This window comes from Hymenobacter sp. IS2118 (genome assembly GCF_000715495.1).
Lineage (GTDB): Bacteria > Bacteroidota > Bacteroidia > Cytophagales > Hymenobacteraceae > Hymenobacter.
This window is the reverse complement of sequence record NZ_JNLX01000059.1, coordinates 36,667-55,248: the sequence shown is the minus strand read 5'-3', so window position 1 is coordinate 55,248 and position 18,582 is coordinate 36,667. Positions and strand designations below refer to the sequence as shown.

13 protein-coding genes are annotated in these 18,582 nt (G+C 59.8%); 1 reads left to right on the top strand and 12 read right to left on the bottom strand.

The features are described from left to right. Nucleotides 1–110: 110 nt before the first annotated feature. The 3 genes from ileS to GM79_RS03920 all read right to left on the bottom strand — a co-directional run bounded on the left by ileS (nucleotide 111) and on the right by GM79_RS03920 (nucleotide 7,910). Nucleotides 111–3,566, bottom strand: a complete 3,456-nt coding sequence (gene ileS, locus GM79_RS03930; protein WP_035559560.1) for an isoleucine--tRNA ligase — start codon at nucleotides 3,564–3,566, stop codon at nucleotides 111–113. 101 nt (nucleotides 3,567–3,667) lie between these two features. Beyond that, a complete protein-coding gene (locus GM79_RS03925) occupies nucleotides 3,668–6,115 on the bottom strand; it encodes an efflux RND transporter permease subunit (protein ID WP_035559557.1) in 2,448 nt (815 codons plus the stop codon). 292 nt (nucleotides 6,116–6,407) lie between these two features. Continuing rightward, the gene (locus GM79_RS03920; RefSeq protein ID WP_035559553.1) at nucleotides 6,408–7,910 is read right to left on the bottom strand and encodes a glycine--tRNA ligase; all 1,503 of its coding nucleotides are present in this window, start codon (nucleotides 7,908–7,910) and stop codon (nucleotides 6,408–6,410) included. Nucleotides 7,911–8,095: 185 nt separating this feature from the next. Between GM79_RS03920 and GM79_RS03915 the strand changes: the two genes are divergently transcribed. Further along, a complete protein-coding gene (locus tag GM79_RS03915) occupies nucleotides 8,096–9,499 on the top strand; it encodes an inorganic phosphate transporter (protein ID WP_035559550.1) in 1,404 nt (467 codons plus the stop codon). Nucleotides 9,500–9,684: 185 nt separating this feature from the next. Here the strand turns inward: GM79_RS03915 and GM79_RS03910 are convergent, their stop codons facing one another. From GM79_RS03910 to ybeY, 9 genes are all read right to left on the bottom strand, one after another. Next, nucleotides 9,685–10,170, bottom strand: a complete 486-nt coding sequence (locus GM79_RS03910) for a hypothetical protein (protein WP_051718480.1) — start codon at nucleotides 10,168–10,170, stop codon at nucleotides 9,685–9,687. A 182-nt stretch (nucleotides 10,171–10,352) separates the two neighbouring features. Next, nucleotides 10,353–10,847: a DUF4385 domain-containing protein gene (locus tag GM79_RS03905; protein WP_035559547.1), complete on the bottom strand. Its 495-nt coding sequence runs from the start codon at nucleotides 10,845–10,847 to the stop codon at nucleotides 10,353–10,355. A 1,031-nt stretch (nucleotides 10,848–11,878) separates the two neighbouring features. After that, on the bottom strand, nucleotides 11,879–13,507 hold the full coding sequence (locus GM79_RS22725) for an Ig-like domain-containing protein (RefSeq protein ID WP_051718479.1): 1,629 nt from the start codon (nucleotides 13,505–13,507) through the stop codon (nucleotides 11,879–11,881). Further along, nucleotides 13,491–13,766: a hypothetical protein gene (locus tag GM79_RS03895; protein ID WP_152559811.1), complete on the bottom strand. Its 276-nt coding sequence runs from the start codon at nucleotides 13,764–13,766 to the stop codon at nucleotides 13,491–13,493. The genes GM79_RS22725 and GM79_RS03895 overlap by 17 nt, the downstream gene beginning before the upstream one ends. Further along, a complete protein-coding gene (locus GM79_RS03890) occupies nucleotides 13,766–14,671 on the bottom strand; it encodes a class I SAM-dependent methyltransferase (RefSeq protein WP_035559542.1) in 906 nt (301 codons plus the stop codon). Before GM79_RS03890 ends, GM79_RS03895 begins: the two co-directional genes overlap by 1 nt. A 194-nt stretch (nucleotides 14,672–14,865) precedes the next feature. Continuing rightward, the gene (locus GM79_RS24590) at nucleotides 14,866–15,078 is read right to left on the bottom strand and encodes a hypothetical protein (protein ID WP_152559810.1); all 213 of its coding nucleotides are present in this window, start codon (nucleotides 15,076–15,078) and stop codon (nucleotides 14,866–14,868) included. A 119-nt stretch (nucleotides 15,079–15,197) separates the two neighbouring features. Beyond that, nucleotides 15,198–17,066, bottom strand: coding sequence for a tRNA uridine-5-carboxymethylaminomethyl(34) synthesis enzyme MnmG (gene mnmG / locus GM79_RS03880; RefSeq protein ID WP_035559536.1), 1,869 nt, complete (start codon nucleotides 17,064–17,066; stop codon nucleotides 15,198–15,200). A gap of 192 nt (nucleotides 17,067–17,258) precedes the next feature. Continuing rightward, entirely contained in the window at nucleotides 17,259–17,984 is a 726-nt protein-coding gene (locus tag GM79_RS03875; RefSeq protein WP_235183912.1) for an arginine-tRNA-protein transferase, read from the bottom strand. A gap of 101 nt (nucleotides 17,985–18,085) precedes the next feature. Next, nucleotides 18,086–18,580 carry an rRNA maturation RNase YbeY gene (gene ybeY, locus GM79_RS03870; RefSeq protein ID WP_081867541.1) on the bottom strand — a complete coding sequence of 165 codons (495 nt, stop codon included), beginning with the start codon at nucleotides 18,578–18,580 and terminating at the stop codon, nucleotides 18,086–18,088. Nucleotides 18,581–18,582: the final 2 nt, after the last annotated feature.

The following is an 18,582-nucleotide window of genomic DNA, read 5'->3' as shown; positions in this document are numbered from 1 at the left end:
CCTTTTATAACTGACTGTCTGCGCTTTTAAGCTTAAATAGACGAGCTTATCAAGCGTTTGTGCGGCAGAGGACTCGCCGGGGATTTCACCACCCGACAAGTCGTTCAGCATCAGTCAGTTGCGACTTCCAAAAGGACCGGAACAGAGTAATCATCGAATTCGAGGACCGAGTCGCCGTTCACATCGGCGGCGAAGGTGAGGGCGAGAGCCTGCGTTTCGGTGCGGATGTAGTCGCCGAACGCGGCCACGGCGGCCATTAGCTCGGGCTGCTGGTCAGCGAGGGTGACGCGGATTTTGTCCTGCACTTCCAGGCCCGAGTCTTTGCGCAGGTTCTGGAGGCGGTTCACGAGCTCGCGGGCGAGGCCTTCCTGGCGTAGCTCGTCGGTCAGGGTCACGTCGAGGGCCACGGTGAGGGGGCCGTCGGTGGCTACGAGCCAGCCGGGCAGGTCGTCGGTGCGGATTTCCACATCGTCGGGGGCTAGAGTAATGGGCTGGCCATCAACTTCTACGGCGAGGCTTCCCTCCTTCTCCAGCTTTGAGATTTCGGCCGCCGTCATGGCCTGAATGCGGGCACCCACGGCTTTCAGACGCGGGCCGTATTGCTGGCCGAGACGCTTGAAATTGGGCTTCACCGACTTCACCAGCACGCCGCTTTCGCTCTCGTCGTCCAGGAATTCGATGTGCTTCACGTTGATTTCGGCGCAAATCAGGTCCTCCACGAGGCCGACTTGCTCCTTGGTCGAGTCGTTCAGCACCGGCACCAGGATGCGTTGCAGGGGCTGGCGCACCTTCAGCACCGACTTTTTGCGCAGCGAGTGGGCCAGCGAGCTGATGCGCTGGGCCAGCTCCATGCGCTCCTCCAGCTTGGGGTCGATGCGGGTTTCGTCGGCTTCGACCAGCAGCGTGAGATGCACAGATTCAATGCCCTGGCCGCCGGTGAGGTTGCGGTACAGCCACTCGGCGAAGAAGGGCGCGATGGGCGACATGAGCTGCGCCACAGTCTGCAGGCACTCGTTTAGCGTCTCGAAGGCGGCGCGTTTGTCGGTCGTCAATTCGCCTTTCCAGAAGCGGCGGCGCGAGAGGCGCACGTACCAGTTCGAGAGCTGGTCGGTCACGAAATCCTGGATGGCGCGGGCGGCTTTCGTGGGGTCGTAGCTATCTAGGTGGCCGCGTACTTCCGATATCAGCGACTGTAATTTGCTCAGAATCCAGCGGTCCAGCTCGCTCAGGTCGGCGTGCGGCACGCGGGCTTTCTCATCCATTTCGAACGCATCCAGATTCGCGTAAAGCGCATAGAATGAGTACGTATTGAAGAGCGTGCCGAAGAAGCGGCGCTGCACTTCGGTCACGCCGGCCGGGTCGAACTTAAGGTTGTCCCACGGTGGCGCGTTGGCGATGAGGTACCAGCGGGTGGCATCGGGACCGAACTGCTTGATGGTGGCAAACGGGTCGACGGCGTTGCCGAGGCGCTTGCTCATCTTCTGGCCGTCTTTGGCCAGCACGAGGCCATTGGCGATGACGTTTTTGAAGGCCACGGAGTCTTCCAGCATCACGGCCAGGGCGTGCAGCGTGAAGAACCAGCCGCGCGTCTGGTCCACGCCTTCGGCAATGAAATCGGCGGGGAAATTCTTCTGGAACTTCTCGCCGTTTTCAATCGGATAGTGCCACTGCGCGTAGGGAACGGCCCCGGAGTCGAACCACACGTCGATGAGGTCGGCCTCGCGGTACATGGGCTGGCCGGTGGGGCTCACGAGGAAAATATCGTCGACGTAGGGCCGGTGCAGGTCGATTTTTTCGCCGTTGGCGTAGGGGTTGTGGGTCATGACTTCGGCCGCTACGGCCTTGTCAATCTCCGCCTTCAGCTCAGCGATGCTGCCGATGCAGATTTCCTCGGTCCGGTCCTGGGTGCGCCAGATGGGCAGCGGGGTGCCCCAGTAGCGCGAGCGGCTGAGGTTCCAGTCCACCAGGTTTTCGAGCCAGTTGCCGAAGCGGCCGGTGCCGGTGCTTTCGGGCTTCCAATTGATGGTTTTGTTGAGCTCGATGAGGCGGTCCTTCACCGCCGTGGTCTTGATGAACCAAGAATCGAGCGGGTAGTAGAGCACGGGTTTGTCGGTGCGCCAGCAGTGCGGGTAGGTGTGCTCGTACTTCTCCACTTTGAAGGCCGTGCCGTCGCCCTTCATCTTGATAACGATGCTCTCGTCCAGCGTTTTGTAGTCGGCACCCGACTCGTCGTGGCCGTCGTAGTTCTTCACCCAGCGGCCTGCAAATTCGCCCATTTGGGGCACGTAGCGGCCCGTCCGGTCCACGATTGGACCGAGCGTGCCTTCGGCATCCGGCACCATCAGCGCCGGGATGTCCGCCAACTGTGCGGCCCGGAAGTCATCGGCCCCAAACGTGGGCGAGATGTGTACGATGCCGGTGCCGTCCTCCGTGGTCACGAAGTCGCCGTTGATGACGCGGAAAGCCCGCTCCTCCCCTTCAAACGGCGTGAAATCGAACAAACGCTCGTACTTGATGTCGATGAGGTCGGCACCGGTAAAGTCGCCTAGAATTTGCCAAGTAGCAATCTTGCCCTTGTTATAAACCAGGTTCCTATCTTCTTCGGGCAGATAATCAGGCAGGGTATCCTGACCTTCCTGCGACGGAACAGTTTTTACCCAAATCTTATCGCCAACATTAACATCATCGATGTTGTGTCCTGCTAAATCGAAATATGCGCTAAAACGACTTTTAGCAAGAACTACTACTTGTTTCTTGTAAGTATATGGATTGTAGCAACCTACAGCCACATATTTAATTTTAGAACCAACAGCAAGGCCAGTATTTGCAGGTAGTGTCCAAGGCGTAGTCGTCCAGGCTAGGATGAATGTTTCGGCAGCTTCTCCAGCAGCAAAAAGCTTCTCAGAAACTGGTCCTCGCTTCACCTTGAACTGCGCCACTACGGTCGTGTCTTTCACGTCCTTGTACGTCCCCGGCTGGTTCAGCTCGTGCGACGAAAGGCCGGTGCCGGCGGCCGGTGAGTAGGGCTGAATGGTGTAGCCTTTGTAAAGCAGGCCCTTGTCGTAGAGCTTCTTGAGCAGCGCCCAGCAGCTTTCGATGTATTCAGGCTCGAAGGTCACGTAGGGGTCGTCAAGGTCGACCCAGTAGCCCATTTTCTCGGTCAGGTCGTCCCACTGCGCCTTGAAGCGCATCACGGTTTCTTTGCAGCGCTGGTTGTAGTCGGCGATGCTGATTTTGTGGCCGATGTCCTCCTTCGTGATGCCCAGCTCCTTCTCCACCTGCAGCTCGATGGGCAGGCCGTGGGTGTCCCAGCCGCCCTTGCGGGGCACCTGCTTGCCCAGCAGCGTCTGGTAGCGGCAGAAGATGTCCTTCACCGTGCGGGCCATCACGTGGTGGATGCCGGGCGCACCGTTGGCCGAAGGCGGGCCTTCGTAAAACACGAACGTAGGCTGGCCTTCGCGGCTGCTCACGCTCTTTTCAAAGATGCCGTGCTCCTTCCACCAGGCGAGGATGTCCTCGCCGAGCTGGCCGTAGTTGAGCGGCTGCTTGTATTCGGGGTATTTCATTTTATTAGCTGTTAGCCGATAGCCGATAGCTATTAGCTTTTCTCGTTTTCGAATGGTGTAAAACGCTGACAGCTATTAGCTAATGGCTAACAGCTGAGAAATCAAATCGTGTAATCGCCGGAGTAGTCGCCTTCCTTTTTCATGCGGGCCAGGTTCAGTTCGGCATCGTCGTCTTCTTCGATGTAAGAATCGTCGTAATGACGAATCAACGCGTTGTTGTCGATGGAGTTGCCCTTGCCGTGGTCGAAGGTGATGAGCATGGCGGGCAGCAAAATCAGGTTGGAGAAGTTGGTAATTAACAACGACGCCGACATTAACAATCCCAAGGCCTTGGTGCCGCCAAATTCGCTGAAGGCGAAGATGCTGAAGCCCACAAACAGCACGATGCTAGTGTAAATCATGCTGGTACCGGCCTCGCTCAACGTCACCGATACGGCTTCGCGCACGCGGTTGCCGTTGAGGGCCATTTCCTGCCGGAACTTGGCCAGCAGGTGAATGGAGTTGTCGCCGTCGATGCCCAGCGCAATCACAAAAATGAGGGCCGTGCTAGGCTTGAGCGGAATGTTGAAAAAGCCCATGATGCCGGCTGTCAGCACCAGCGTCACGGCATTGGGTATGAGGGCAAAGAGTACCGTACGGGCCGAGCGGAAGAGAATGAGCACCACCAACCCCACCAGCCCGAAGGCCAGAAACAGGCTTTCGCGTAGGGTGTGAATGATGTACTCGTTGCCCTTGGTGAAGATGATGGTCGTGCCAGTGGGCCGGATGTCCATGCCCGAACCGTTGAAAATGCGGTTCATCTCGGGCAGGATGCGCTTGTTCATCAGCGAATCGAGGTTCTGCGAGCCGATGTCGGCAATTTTCAGGCTGATGCGGGCCTTCTGGCCGGTGCTGTCGGCAAAGGAGCGCAGGAGCTTGCTGTTCATGCCCGCCTCGTTGCCGGCGCCCTTGGAGTTGGCCAGGGCGGTGAGAATGTAGGGGCGCTCCGAATTATCAGGCAGCCGGAAAAACTGCGGGTCGCCGTTGTAAAAAGCCTGCGTACTGGCCTTGAGGAAAGTGACCAAGCTGACGGGCGGCGACAGCTCCGGCTGGGTACGCAGAAACTTCTCGAACTGGTCGATTTTCTCGAGGTTCTTGAGCTTGAGCAGGCCGCGCTTTTTGTGGGTATCCACTTCAAATTCCAGCGGCATCACGCCGTTGAAATGGCTTTCGAAGAAGGCCAAATCGGCGTTAACGGAGCTTTTCTTGGGCAGGTCGTCTACCATGTACGATACCGACTCGATGCGCGAAATGCCGAAGGCGGCGCCCGCAATCAGCACCAGCGCGGCCACGTACACGGTGGGCCGGCGGTCGAGAACGAGGTGGTCGAAAAACTCCAGTAGCTTGGTGAGCGGCTTGGCGTCGAGGTGCTCCAGTTGCTTGGGCGTGGGCGGCGGCAACATGCTGAACACCGCCGGAATCAGAATGAAACTGATGATGAAGGCCGCGAAAATGTTGACCGTGGCCACCAGCCCGAACTGGTAGAGAATGGCAATATCGGTGAAGGCAAACACGATGAAGCCCACGGCCGTGGTCGTATTGTTCATAAGTGTGACGAGGCCGATTTTGCGGATGACCCGCGTCATGGCCAGCATCTGGTTGCCCGATTTTCGGTAGTCGTAGTGGTAGCGCGAGAGCAGGTAGGTGCAGTTCGGAATACCGATAACGACGATAATACTGGGAATCAGGCCCGTGAGCAGGTTGATTTTGAAACCCAGCAGTACAATGGAGCCAATGCACCAGATAACCGTGACGCCCACCACAATGAGCGGGAACACCACCGCCGACCACGTTCGGAAAAACACCAGCAGCGTAAGGCCCGTCACCACCATCGCCAGAATGGTGAAAAACTTCATTTCCGAGGCCACCTTGCTCGTCATGGTAGAGCGCACGTAGGGCAGGCCGGCGTAGTGCAGCCGGATGCCGGTTTTCTTCTCAAACTGCGAAGCAAAGCCCAGAATGTTGTTCATCACGGCCTGCCGGCGCGAGGAATTCAGGTACTTCGGGTCCATGGTGAGGGCCAGCAGCGTGGCCCCGGTCACGGGACTGATGAGCTGGCCCTTATAGAATTCCACGCGGTTCACCACCCGCATCAGGCTATCCAGCTCCGCCTGAGTGCGGGGCGCCGTTTTGAAGATGGGCGTGGCCCGGAAGCTATTATTTGCCGTGTCTTTGCTGATATTCAGCAGCTTGCTCACGCTGAGCACGCCGTTCACGCCCTCGATGCGGGCGAGGGTATCGGTGAGCCGGCGGAACTCGTTGAAATTGCCCAGCTTGTACACCGAGCTGTCCTGCAAACCCAGCACCAGCACGTTGCCGTCTTCGCCGAACCGCTTTTTAAAGTCCTGGAAATAAATCATATCCGGGTCGTTCGGACTCACCACCTGGGCAAAGTCGTAGGTCATTTCCACGTCCTTGGCCTTCCAGGCCATGAACACGGTGATGACGGCCAACACGGCAATCAGCGACAGACGAAACCGGATGATGAAATAAGCGAGGCGCTCCCACATAAATTCCTTGGTATAAGCGGCAAAGTTACGTAAGCGCAGCGCGGGGCAACCTCGCCTCAGCCCCCAGAGTGGATACGTTCTGTTTTTGACGCTCTCTGCGCACGCCTCATTCCCTAGCCCCTTCTCCAAAAAAGGAGAAGGGGGACTAAATTTTAGTCTTAAAATTAGAAATCGGAGCTAGCACTAGTTCCCCTTCTCCTTTTTCGGAGAAGGGGTTAGGGGAAGAGGCGTACGTCGAGGGCACTAGGAGCAGAACGTGTTTACTCTGGGACTTGGGGTGAAGTCCGGCTCCTTACAATTGCTCGAAAATCCGCTTAAAGCTCACGGCCTCGCCGATGTAGCTTTTCAGCTCCGAAATCGGCATGCGGGTTTGTTCGCGGGAGTCGCGGTGGCGCACGGTCACGGTGTCGTCCTCCAGCGTCTGGCCGTCGACCACAATGCAGAAGGGCGTGCCGATGAGGTCCTGGCGGGTGTAGCGCTTGCCGATGGCGTCGCGCTCCTCCAGCACGAGGCGGAAATCGAACTTCAGGGCATCGAAGATTTCCTGAGCTTTCTCGGGCATGCCGTCTTTGCGCACCAGCGGGAAGATGGCCGCTTTCACCGGGGCCACGGCGGGGTGCAGCTTGAGCACGGTGCGGGTTTTGGTGGTCTGGGCGTCGCCCTCCCCTTCCGTAATGGTTTCCTCCTCGAAGGCATTGCAGAGCGTGGCCAGGAACAGGCGGTCAGCGCCCACCGAGGTTTCCACCACAAAGGGCACGTAGTTGCCGTAGGCCTTGCCGGTGGCCGGGTCGATGTCGGCGTCGAAGTACTGCTGCTTTTTGCGGCTCAGGGTCTGGTGCTGGGTTAGGTCGAAGTCACCACGTGAGTGGATGCCCTCCATTTCCTTGAAGCCGAAGGGGAATTCATACTCAATGTCCACGGCGGCCTTGGCGTAGTGGGCCAGCTTGTCGTGGTCGTGGAAGCGCAGCTTGGCGGCGGGCAGGCCCAGCGCCTCGTGAAACTTGCGGCGCGAAGCTTTCCAGGTGTCGTACCACTCGCCTTCGGTTCCGGGGCGCACGAAGAATTGCATCTCCATCTGCTCAAACTCCCGCATCCGGAAAATGAACTGCCGGGCCACAATCTCGTTCCGAAACGCCTTGCCGATTTGGGCAATGCCAAACGGAACCTTCATGCGGGCCGACTTCTGCACGTTCAGGAAGTTCACGAAAATGCCCTGGGCCGTTTCGGGGCGCAGGTACACGGGCGGCGCATCCGAGTCCACGGCCGAACCCTGGGTGCTGAACATCAGGTTGAACTGGCGCACCTCGGTCCAGTTGCCGGTTTTGGAAACGGGGCAGAGAATTTTTTCATCCAAGATAAGCTGGCGCACGCCACTCAGGTCGTTGGCCGTGAGCAGGCGGCCCATTTCGGCGGTGAGAGCGGCCCCACTGGCGGGGTCGCCGGCGTTTTCGTACTCGGCAGCTTTTTCCTCCAGCAGCACGTCGGCACGGTAGCGCTTCTTGCTATCGAGGTTGTCAATCAGCGGGTCGTTGAAGCCGGCGATGTGGCCGCTGGCCTCCCAGGTGCGCGGGTCCATGAAAATGGCCGCGTCGATGCCCACCACGTTGCCGTTGAGCTGCGTCATGGCCTCCCACCACAGGCGCTTGAGGTTGTTTTTCAGCTCCACGCCGTTGGGGCCGTAGTCGTACACGGCGGCCAGGCCGTCGTAGATTTCCGATGATTGAAATACGAAGCCGTATTCCTTGGCGTGGGCCACAATGTCCTTGAGTTGCGCGGGTTCAGATGCTGGGTTCATACCCACAAAAGTAGGCCGAGGTGGCCCAAGCTGAAACTTGTGCGTACAAGGCGCAAAATCTGACGCCTGAGCCGAACGGCACGGTAGCCCGGTGCCCACGTCACAATTCGGTAACATACCCTCTGTGCCCTACCGTCCTACCTTTGCTCCATGATTCAATTTAACTACTCACCAATTCCCTGTCTATGTTTGGTTTAGAACCCCACGTACTGCTGCTGCTCGGCGTATGCCTGCTGGCGGCCTGCGCGTTCGAGTTCGTCAACGGCTTCCACGACACGGCCAATGCTGTGGCCACCGTTATCTACACCAACACGTTGCGGCCTTGGGTCGCGGTGGTGTGGTCGGCGTTCTGGAACTTCATCGGTGTGTTTGCCGGCGGTATTGGCGTGGCCATGAGCATCGTGTACCTGCTGCCCGTCGAAAGCCTGGTCGATTCCAACGTGTACCACGGCATCGCTATGGTGGGTGCCCTCATCATCGGCGCCATCATCTGGAACGTGGGCACCTGGTACTACGGCATTCCGGCGTCCAGCTCGCACGCCCTTATTGGCTCCATCCTGGGCGTGGGCATTGCTTTTTCGCTGCTGCCCGAGTCGCGCGGCGCGGCCGTGAACTGGGGCAAGGCCGGTGAAACGGGCATTGCCCTGCTCGTGGGGCCGCTGCTGGGCTTCGCGCTCACCATCGGCATGATGTTCCTCTTTAAGCGCTTCATCCGCAACAAAGCCATTTTTAAGGAGCCCCACAAGCGCAAGCCCCCGCCCCTGTGGATTCGGCTGATGCTGATTGTGACCTGCACGCTGGTGAGCTTTTTCCACGGCTCCAACGACGGGCAGAAGGGTGTGGGCCTCATCATGCTGATTCTAATCGGCATCGTGCCCAGCTTTTTTGCCCTCGACCAAAGCAAAAACCCGCTCGACCTGCGCGCCTCCCTGGCCCAGGTAGAGCAGGTGATGAGCCGCGTGAACCGCAACGAGCTTAGCCCCGCCGACCAGAAAATGCTGGCCGAAATTCAGGTGCAGACCGCCGACATGGACCGCATTTTTGCCAATACCACCCGCATCGAAGACCTGCCCCGGCAGACCCGCTTCGAGATTCGGCGCGACATTCTGCTCATCGGCAACCGGGCCAAAAAGCTGCTCGCTTCCGAAAAAGTGAGCCTGAGCACCGCCGACCGCAACACCTACGACGGCGCCATCAAGGAGATGAAAAGCTTCACCGACTACGCCCCGTGGTGGGTGCTGCTCATGGTGAGCGTTTCGCTGGCCGCCGGCACCATGATAGGCTGGCAGCGCATCGTGAAAACCATCGGCGAGCGCATCGGCAAGGAGCACCTGAGCTACGCGCAGGGCGCCTCCTCCGAGCTCGTGGCCGCCATGATGATAGGCGCAAGCACGGCCGTAGGCCTGCCCAGCTCTACCACGCACGTGCTCACCTCGTCCATCGCGGGCAGCATGGTGGCCAGCCGCGGCGTGAAGAACGTGAACCCCGGCATGGTGCGCACCATTGCCCTGGCCTGGGTGCTCACGCTGCCCGTCACGATGGTGCTGTCGGGTTTGCTGTTCCTGCTCTTCCGCGCTGTTATTGGCTAGTGCTTTTGCCGCATTCAGAACACAAAAAAGGCTGCCCTTCAACGGGGCAGCCTTTCTTATGCTCGGTTAGTTAGCAATGCGGAGTTTGCTATCAACATCAGCTTTTCGGGGGATAACTCTACTGTTTTTAGTAGTTTATCCACTTATCCACAGATAAAATAGGCTTAAATGTGGATAACCCGACACTATTTAGGCCACTGCACTTCCATCTCGTCGTTGATGAAAACGCCGAAATTCACGAAAAGTAGTTGGCCCTCCTCGAAGTACAAGTCTATCATCGACTTCTCGTAGGAGAGTCGGACAGCGCCTTCTTCCATCGTTTCCATTTCGGGATTCACCTGGCCGTGCTGCTGCATGAGGGCCTTCACCTCATCAAGCGTTTTGCCATGAATGGCCTCGCCAAAGAGGCGGATGTTGGGGTTGTCGGTTTCGATGCAGCTCAGGCGGAAGTCGTCCTCGCGGTCGAAGTAGAGCGAGAGCAGGTAGTCTTCCTCGTGGTAGTTCCAGGCCTGGTGCTCGAAGTCGTCGTCGTCGTCGGATTCCTCAATTTCCTCGGGCTCGCCGACTAGGGTACGTACCTCGTCCATGGTGGCACCGAAGCGCAGGGGGCCCATGCCGGTACCCAGAATAATTTCGTTTTCGTCGATGCTGGAAGGTTGCGGGGTGTTCATACGGGTTGGATTGAAGGGGGAGAAAGCAAAGGTAGGTTTCAGTGATTAACGGTCAGCAGTCAGCGGTTGATGGCTAATGGGTTTTCGTCGATGTGCCGCCGTGGCCGGGACTACCAGGCGGTGCTGCACCATTGACCGCCAACCGTTGACCGCCAATCGTTGAACATTAACCACGGTAAAGCTCACTTTCCGTATTTCTCCACAAAGGCTTCTTTTTGATGCAGGTACTCAGGGTGGGTTTTGGCTTCGTCCCACTTGCGCTTGAAAATGGCGGCGGCTTCTACTTTGTCCGGGTCGGGGTCGGTGGTGCGGGGCAGCTCGGCGCGGCCGTGGGCGCCGCTCTGGCCCTTTTTGTCGGCCGGCACCGGGCCGTCGTACTTTTTGCCGCCGCGGTGGTTGGCGTAGCGCCGGGCGCGGGTAAAGCCCATCTGAATGAATTTCCGGGCCATGTCGGCCCCCACAAAATCGTCGGCCTTCAAATAAGCCTCAAACAGGCCGTAAATCGTTTCCGACGACTCCGTGGCCGCCGCCGCGTCTTTGAAGCGCCAGTGGGGCAGAATTTCGCCCTTGTAGGGCTGCACCAGCAGCACGCCCTGCTCGCCCCGGCCCACGCGGTACAGCTCGGGGTGCTGGCGGAAATCAACGGTGTGGAAATCGAGGGTATAGTCGAACGGCATGCGTTGCTATACGCAAAGTGCCCGGCCGTGGGATGCGGCGCCTTTGCCGCAAGCCCCGTTTTCAGTTTTTTGGCTGAGCTGCTTTTTCGGGGCCAAAACTTTGAACCGGGGCCGGCGGCTCAAACCCTTTACTCAGGACCAAACCCTTGAACCGGGGCCGGCGGTTCAAACCCTTTACTCGGGACCAAACCCTTGAACCGGGGCCGGCGGCTCAAACCCTTGAACCGGGACCAAACCCTTGAACCGGGGCCGGCGGCTCAAACCCTTGAACCGGGGCCGCGGCTCAAACCCTTTACTCGGGTTTTCCCCAACTCTATTTTTTTGTTAAATCTTTTTTCTAAAAAACCTTTTTTATTTCCACTCATTAGGTCGGTTGATAAGTGGATAAGCTCGGAGGGTTATCCCCAGCGTGGAAAACGTGGGGGTAACAAAGGGCTTATCCCCGCGCTATCCACCGGCATTGTGGAAAATATAAATTTGATTTGCAATACGTTAACTGCATTTTCAACATCTCCACCTGCTTTCCACATTTTCATTATCCCCGCCAAAACCGGGTTGTGGGAAGGCCGTCTGGGGTGTGGAAGTTATCCACGGTTATCCCCCGCCGTTTTTCCCTGTCGGGCGCCCGAAACCACCAAAAAAACTTCTACCCCACTTATCCCCGTGTTGCGGTACTGTTTCCCCCAGGTTATCCCCGAAATCGCCCACATCGGAAAGTGAGTGTGGAAAACCGCGTGGAAAACCGGTGGATTATCCCTGAAAAAGGCCGCCAGTAACTGGAAACAGCCATAAGTTATCCACGAATGTGGGTAAGTACGACCCGATTTGCTGTTTTCAGCAGGCTTACCCACTTATCCCCAGAATATGAAGCAAATGCTATGTAAGGTGGCTTTTGGCTCCGAATCGGCTGCCTTTGGCGGGCTCGCACTGCTTATACCGGACCCGCCGAAACGAGAAAACCCCTCTCCTTTCGCCAGCGGCCCAGGCGGCCGGCCGACGAAAAGGAGAAGGGTTTTAGGTGTGTGGCGACCTTAAAAAGCCAGCGGAGTCACGATGTCGAAGCCCGCCCGCACCTGCTGGGGCCGCGGGTCGAGGAACACCGGTTCGGGGGGCAGCAGCAGGTTGGGGTCGCCGTTGCGCCATTTGCCGTCGCCGTCGCGGTCTACCAGCACCCGCAGGCGGTAGGTGCCCGGCGCGAGGTTGGCAAACAGATACGAGCCCTTGGGCGAGGCCAGGCTGGCCACCACCTGCAGCTTATCGTCCAGCAATTGCAGCTCAAAATTCTGTTCCTTGGTGGTGATGGTGCCCGACAAGCTGTTGGAAACGTCCTGCTCGCTGATGCCCAGCCGCAGGGGCTTCAACCGGAGCCGCTCGCCGGTAATGGCGGTGATGGCCGTGGTATCGAGCACGATTTCGAGGCGGGTTTTGGCCTTCGATTTGAAGCGCACGGCGAGCTGGGTGCGGTCGGCGCTGAGGGTGCCATCGGCGGGCAGGCGCAGCGGTCGGCTTTTGGTCGAGTCCTCGACGAGCGTGCCGTATGGCTTATCGGGAGCCATCCGCAACGGCACGCTAAACAAGAACTTGACCTGACCCTCGGGGTACACGGCGGTCGGGCTGCCTTCTACCGAATACAGGGCCGGAGCGGCCGCCTTTTTGGCCGTGGCGGCGGGTACCGGAAACTTCAGGTTGAGGGTATCGCGCAGCACGTTGCCCGTGCTGTCGGTAGCCGTGAGCAGGAAACGGCCATCGCCCACGGACGGCGTCTTAAAAATGACGACGGACTTGCCGCGGTCGGCCAGCAAAACGGCCTCCGCCACGGCCGGCGAGGCCGGGCCCACCGGCGCTAAAGCCACCGTGCGCAGCCCCTCATTGAAACTCAGGCGCAGCTGCGTGGGGCTGTACTGGCGGCTGGTGCTGAGGGGTGGGCGCTGGTCGGGTTGGGTGAGGACCAGTGCCAGCGGCCGGGTGCTGTCGCCGCCAATGGCGACGGGGGCGGGCAGGTAGGCTATTTTCTCACCATCGTCGAAGCGGCCGTTGTTGTTCTTGTCGGCCACGGCGTAAATCTTATACTCCCCGGCTTTGAGAAAGCCCAGGCTGAACTTGCCTTCCTTATCGGTGAGCACGGAATAGTAGGGCCGGCCGCGGCGCACCCCGGCCGTATCGGCGGCCCGGTATAGGCCGATGCTGGCCTCGGCCACGGGTTTGGTGGTGAGCAAATCGGTGACGGTGCCACTCACTTTGCCCGAGTCCAGCACGGCGCCGGTGCTGAAGTTGAGGGCGGCATTTTTGGCCGGTAAGCCTTCGGTGATGTCCACCACGGCATCCCGGAAGTTGATGCTGTAGGTGGTATTGGCGTCGAGCGGCTTCTCGAAAAGCAGGGTGATGGAGTTGCGGTCCTCGCGCAGCTTGTAAGGGTTGTCGGCGGCCAGCTGGGGCGTGATGAGCAGGTTTTTGCTCAGCTCCTTGGTGACAACGGGCTCCGAAAAATCGAGGCGCACGAACAGCTGCTTCACGTTGCGGGCCGCGCTATCGGGCGAGCTGCCGATGAGGCGCGGCGGCGTGCGGTCGCGCGGGCCACCCAGGGGCGGGGCCACGGCGGCGCAGCTTTCAAGCAGGGCAACCAGCGCCAGCAAAGCCAGCAATTCAGCGCGAACGGACATTATACAACAGCAACGTGGTGAGCGTAAGGACAAGAATGGCGGCCCCGATGCGCCACGCCAACGGCCGGGTTACCACCTCGCTGGGCTCGGCCGTAACGACGGTTACGTTGCGGGCGGTATCCACCACGAACGTGGGCGGCGCAATTTTTACCGAATCGGGCCGCGTTGAGGCAGCTGGCGCGGGCAGGGTCTGGGCTAATGCTGGCAGCCCACCGGTGGCCAGCGCCAGCATTAGCCCCAACCGTGCCGCCCGCCGCATCAGGCCGCCGGGGTGCGCCGCCGGGCCACGTACAGCAGGCTCGAATACTGCCCTTCGTGCTGCGCCGCGTACTGGTTCGACTTGTAGCCCGCCTTCAGCACCGTGAGCAGGCCACCGGCGCGCTCGGCCTTGTGCTTCTCGCTGAGCATGCTCACGTAGTAGGCATCCAGCGGCATAGGCAAGGTTTCACTGACAACCAGCTTGTGCTTTTTCAGCAGCTGGGTCATGGTTTTGGGCGCAAAATGGTAGAGGTGGCGCGGCACGTCGTAGGCCGCCCACAGCTCGCGGTAGTGCTGGGCGTCGAGACTTTCCACGTTGGGCACAGCAATCAGCAGCACGCCATCGGGCTTGAGCAAGGCCGTGAGCTGGGTGAGGGTTTCGTTGAGGGTGTGCACGTGTTCGAGCACGTGCCACAACGTAATGGCATCGAAAGTGCCGGGCTCAAATGCCGTCAACTCCTGTTCGCCGATGGGCTGGCCGAGGCGCTGGCTGGCTTCCTGCCGGGCGCGCGGGCTGGGCTCCAGGCCCGCTACCTGCCAGCTCCCAGCCTTGGCCGCAGCCAGAAAATGGCCCGTGCCGCAGCCGTAGTCCAGCATTTTGCCCCGGCGGGGCGCGTACTTATTCAGCAGGCCCACCTTGCGGCGCATGGTGAAAAACCGGGCCACTTTGTAGGCCTGGTTCACCAGGCCGGCCGCGCTGCTGTTGTGCGAAACGTAGGCGTCCGACTCGTAGTAGCGGCCAATATCGGCCGCGCCGGGCCGGGGGTTGGTAAACTGAAACGTGCACGCCGCGCACTGCACAATGGCGAAACTCTCGTGGCTCACCGTGCGGTCTTCCACCACCAGCTTGTTCTTGAAATCTGTTTTGCCGCAAATCGGGCAGTTTTCTAATCGTTCGTAGGACACAGGGCAGATGTTCAGACTATAAGCGAAGCAGCCTGACTTGCATCAGGCCGCTATTTGTATTGCACTAGCAAAAATAGGCTTTTGGGGCTACAATAAGGCTGCGGCCTGAATTACAGTAGGCCGTTGCTCCATTTGCTCTGGACTATCTTGGTATGAAATCAGGTCGGCGATACAGCGAATCTGCACGGTCAGATTCACTCCGGGCTACCCAGTAGTGGCCCATCAATCGTAGTGCCGGCTCCGTTAAGCACCAGTACCGGCAGTGTGGCGATGACCCAAAGCCCCAATCCCAGACCAGCCCACAGCAGCCAGACCAAGGCCGGGCCCCACCGTCGATTCAGGAGTCTGCGAACCATAACCACAATGGCCAGCAGCCCTTGTGCCAGCAGCAGGAGCCAGCAACCCATTGCCCAGAAGTGAGTTTCCTCAGACCGGTAGCTAATCAGCAGTCCGCACAAAACTAGCCCGTTCAGCAGACCCGTCCAAAACAGGAAGCGAGACCAATTACTAGCTGCTTCTCCGGTTTTCATCGCCCCAAATACACCATCAGCACCGACACGTCGGCCGGGGAGATGCCGCTGATGCGCGAGGCTTGCCCAATGGTTTCGGGCTGAATCTTGAGGAGCTTTTCGCGGGCTTCGTGGCTAAGCGCGGGCATGGCCCGGTAGTCGAGCCGGCCCTGAATCACAAAGTTTTCCAACTCCTGCTGGCGCGCGGCCTGCTGGTGCTCCTTCTGCAGGTAGGTTTCGTACTTGATGTTGATGATGGACTGTTCCAGCGCCTCGGCATCGAACGCCGCCAAGGCGGCATCCAGCGCGGGCAGGGCCCGGCGCAGGTCGGCCAGTTCCACGTTGGGGCGGCGCAGCAGGTTCACGGCACGGGTTTTTTCGTGGATTTCGGCCGAGCCCAGCTCCGTGAGCAGCGGGTTGATTTCGGTGGTTTCGATGGCGAATTTCTGGAGCAGCTCGGCCAGCTCGGCGGCTTGCGCTTCCTTCATCCGCACGCGCGCCAGACGCGCGTCCGAAGCCAGGCCCAGCTCGTGGCCCAGCGGCGTGAGGCGCAGGTCGGCATTGTCCTGGCGCAACAGAATGCGGTGCTCGGCCCGGCTCGTGAACATGCGGTAAGGCTCGTCGGTGCCTTTGTTCACCAGGTCATCAATGAGCACGCCGATGTAGGCCTCGCTCCGCTTGAGTACGAAGGGCTGCCGGCCGTGCACCTTGTTGTGGGCGTTGATGCCGGCCATCAGGCCCTGGCAGGCGGCTTCTTCGTAGCCCGTGGTGCCGTTTATCTGGCCCGCGAAATACAGCCCCGCAATCCGCTTGGTTTCAAGCGTGAGGCTGAGTTGGGTGGGCGGGAAGAAGTCGTACTCGATGGCGTAGCCGGGCCGGAACATCTTGGCGTGCTCGAAGCCCGCGATTTCGCGCAGGGCGCGGTACTGCACGTCCTCGGGCAGGCTGCTCGAAAAGCCGTTCACGTAGCATTCCACCGTGCTCCAACCCTCCGGCTCCACGAAAATCTGGTGGCGGTCCTTGTCGGCAAAGCGGTTGATTTTATCCTCCACGCTGGGGCAGTAGCGCGGCCCCAGGCCCTTGATGCGGCCCTGGAACATGGGCGACTTCTCGAAACCCTCGCGCAGGATGTCGTGCACCCGCTCGTTGGTGTAGGTGATGTAGCAGGGCCGCTGCTGCGTAAGGCGCGGCGTGTCGAGGTAAGAGAATTTGCTGGGCACCTCGTCGCCGCCCTGCACTTCCATTTTGGAGTAGTCGAGGCTGCGGCCGTCCACGCGGGGCGGGGTGCCGGTTTTCATGCGGCCGGCCTCAAAGCCCAGCTCCAGCAGCTGCTCCGTGATGCCGCGGCTGCCCTTCTCCGCGGCCCGGCCGCCGCCAAAGTTCTTCTCGCCAATGTGAATGAGGCCGTTGAGAAACGTGCCGTTCGTCAGCACCACCGACTTGCCCCGGAACTCAATGCCGAGCTGGGTTTTCACGCCCACGCAGACGTCGTTTTCCACCACGATGCCGGTCACAGCTTCCTGCCAGAAGTCCACGTTTGCTATGCCTTCCAGGGTCAGGCGCCAGGCTTCGGCGAAGCGCATCCGGTCGCTTTGGGCGCGGGGGCTCCACATGGCGGGGCCTTTGGAGCGGTTCAGCATCCGAAACTGAATCATGGTCTGGTCGGTGATGATGCCCGACTGGCCGCCCAGCGCGTCGATTTCGCGCACAATCTGGCCCTTGGCCACGCCGCCCATGGCCGGGTTGCACGACATTTGGGCGATGGTGTTCATGTTCATCGTTACCAGCAGCACTTTCGAGCCCAGGTTGGCGGCGGCGGCGGCGGCTTCGCAACCGGCGTGGCCCGCGCCTACTACAATAACGTCGTATTCTTCTTGCTGAAACATAATTGTAGGAACGCGCCAGAGCGCGTTCGGTGTGCCGCACCGACGCGGTATAATTTAGAATTGAGCCAACGCTGAATGTTCTAACGCAGAACGCGCCAAGGCGCGTTCCTGCAAAATTACGCAATTCAGGATAGGCGCCGCGCCGCAACCACGCCGCCGTAATTGCGCAACGTAATGGCAGCGCCCGTAACGTTATTGCTCAGGGCTGCGCAGTTCCTCTGGGAGCCACTCGGCCAGCAGCTCGGCCGAATGGGCGGCTACTGCGTCCCAGGAAAATGGCTGCCACTGGCCCCGCACGCAGTCGAATACTTCCGTGGCTGAGGAACTAAGAAACAGCTTATAGTCGAATTTGGGGTAGTCGTGCACCACGTAGCCGGGATAATAATAGTCCAGCCGCAGGCGGCGGGCATAGTCGGCTTTTAGCAGCAGCAGGTATTTGCCGAGGCTGTGGCGGTGGTAAGTGGGGTCGTAGAAGTTGAGGATGCCCGCCAGGCTGCGGTCGCCGCGGTCGAAAATGCCGACGGCGATGAGGCGTCCGGCATCGCGCAGCTCGATGGTGTAGGTATTGAAAGCGTTGTGCGCCTCGCCGCCCAGCAGCACGGCCTCCACGCTGGGCGCGGCATCGAAGGTGATGGCATTCCGGTAGCGCGTGTACAGCTCCTCGTACTCGGCGGTGAGGCGAAACGGCTGAACGGTGGCCGCGAAACGGGCGTTGCGGCGCAGCAGGCGGCGCTGTTCGGGGCCCCATTGCACGTCGGCCAGCACCACGCGCAGCCAGTGGGCGGTGTAAATCCGGCCATCAAAAGGCACAAACTGGCAGGTGAACAGGTCCTGCTGCATGCGGTAGTAGCCCTGTGCCAGGTAATAATCCAAAGCTTCGCCCCGAATAAAGGATGGCGCAGGAGAAGAAGCGGACATAAAACGGGGCAAACAAACAATGGCCCAGCTATCGCAGCCAGCCGGGTTGGCAATGCCAAACTTCCCACAAGGCGGGCGTTAGCAGTCTGAAAAACGGTGCCCTAAAACGTGCGTAGCGAAAGGCAGTGGTCCTCTTTGGCGCGCATGGCCGTTTGGCTCAGCAGGTCCTTGTCGTGGTAGCCCAGCAGGTGCAGCACGCCGTGAATCATGACGCGGTGCAGCTCGTCGCGGAAACTCACGCCCAGGTCCTTGGCATTGTCGCGCACCCGCTCCACGCTGATGAAGATGTCGCCTTCCAGGATGTCGGCATCGTCGGAATTATCGAAGGTGATAACGTCCGTCAGCGTGTCGTGGTCGAGGTACTCCACGTTGAGCTGGTGCAGGTAGTCGTCGGAGCAAAAGATGTAGGTGAGCTGCACAATGCGGTGCTCATGCACCGCAGCCACGCGCTCAATCCAGCTGATGAGCTCCTCGGCGTCGGAGAGCTCAAATTCGGGCGCGTCTTCCACCATAAACTCGATGCCCGGGGCCTCGTGGTGCAAGTCGCCGGGCGGGGTTTCGTGGTGGGGAGGCCCCACCGGCGGGTGGCTGTTCATGC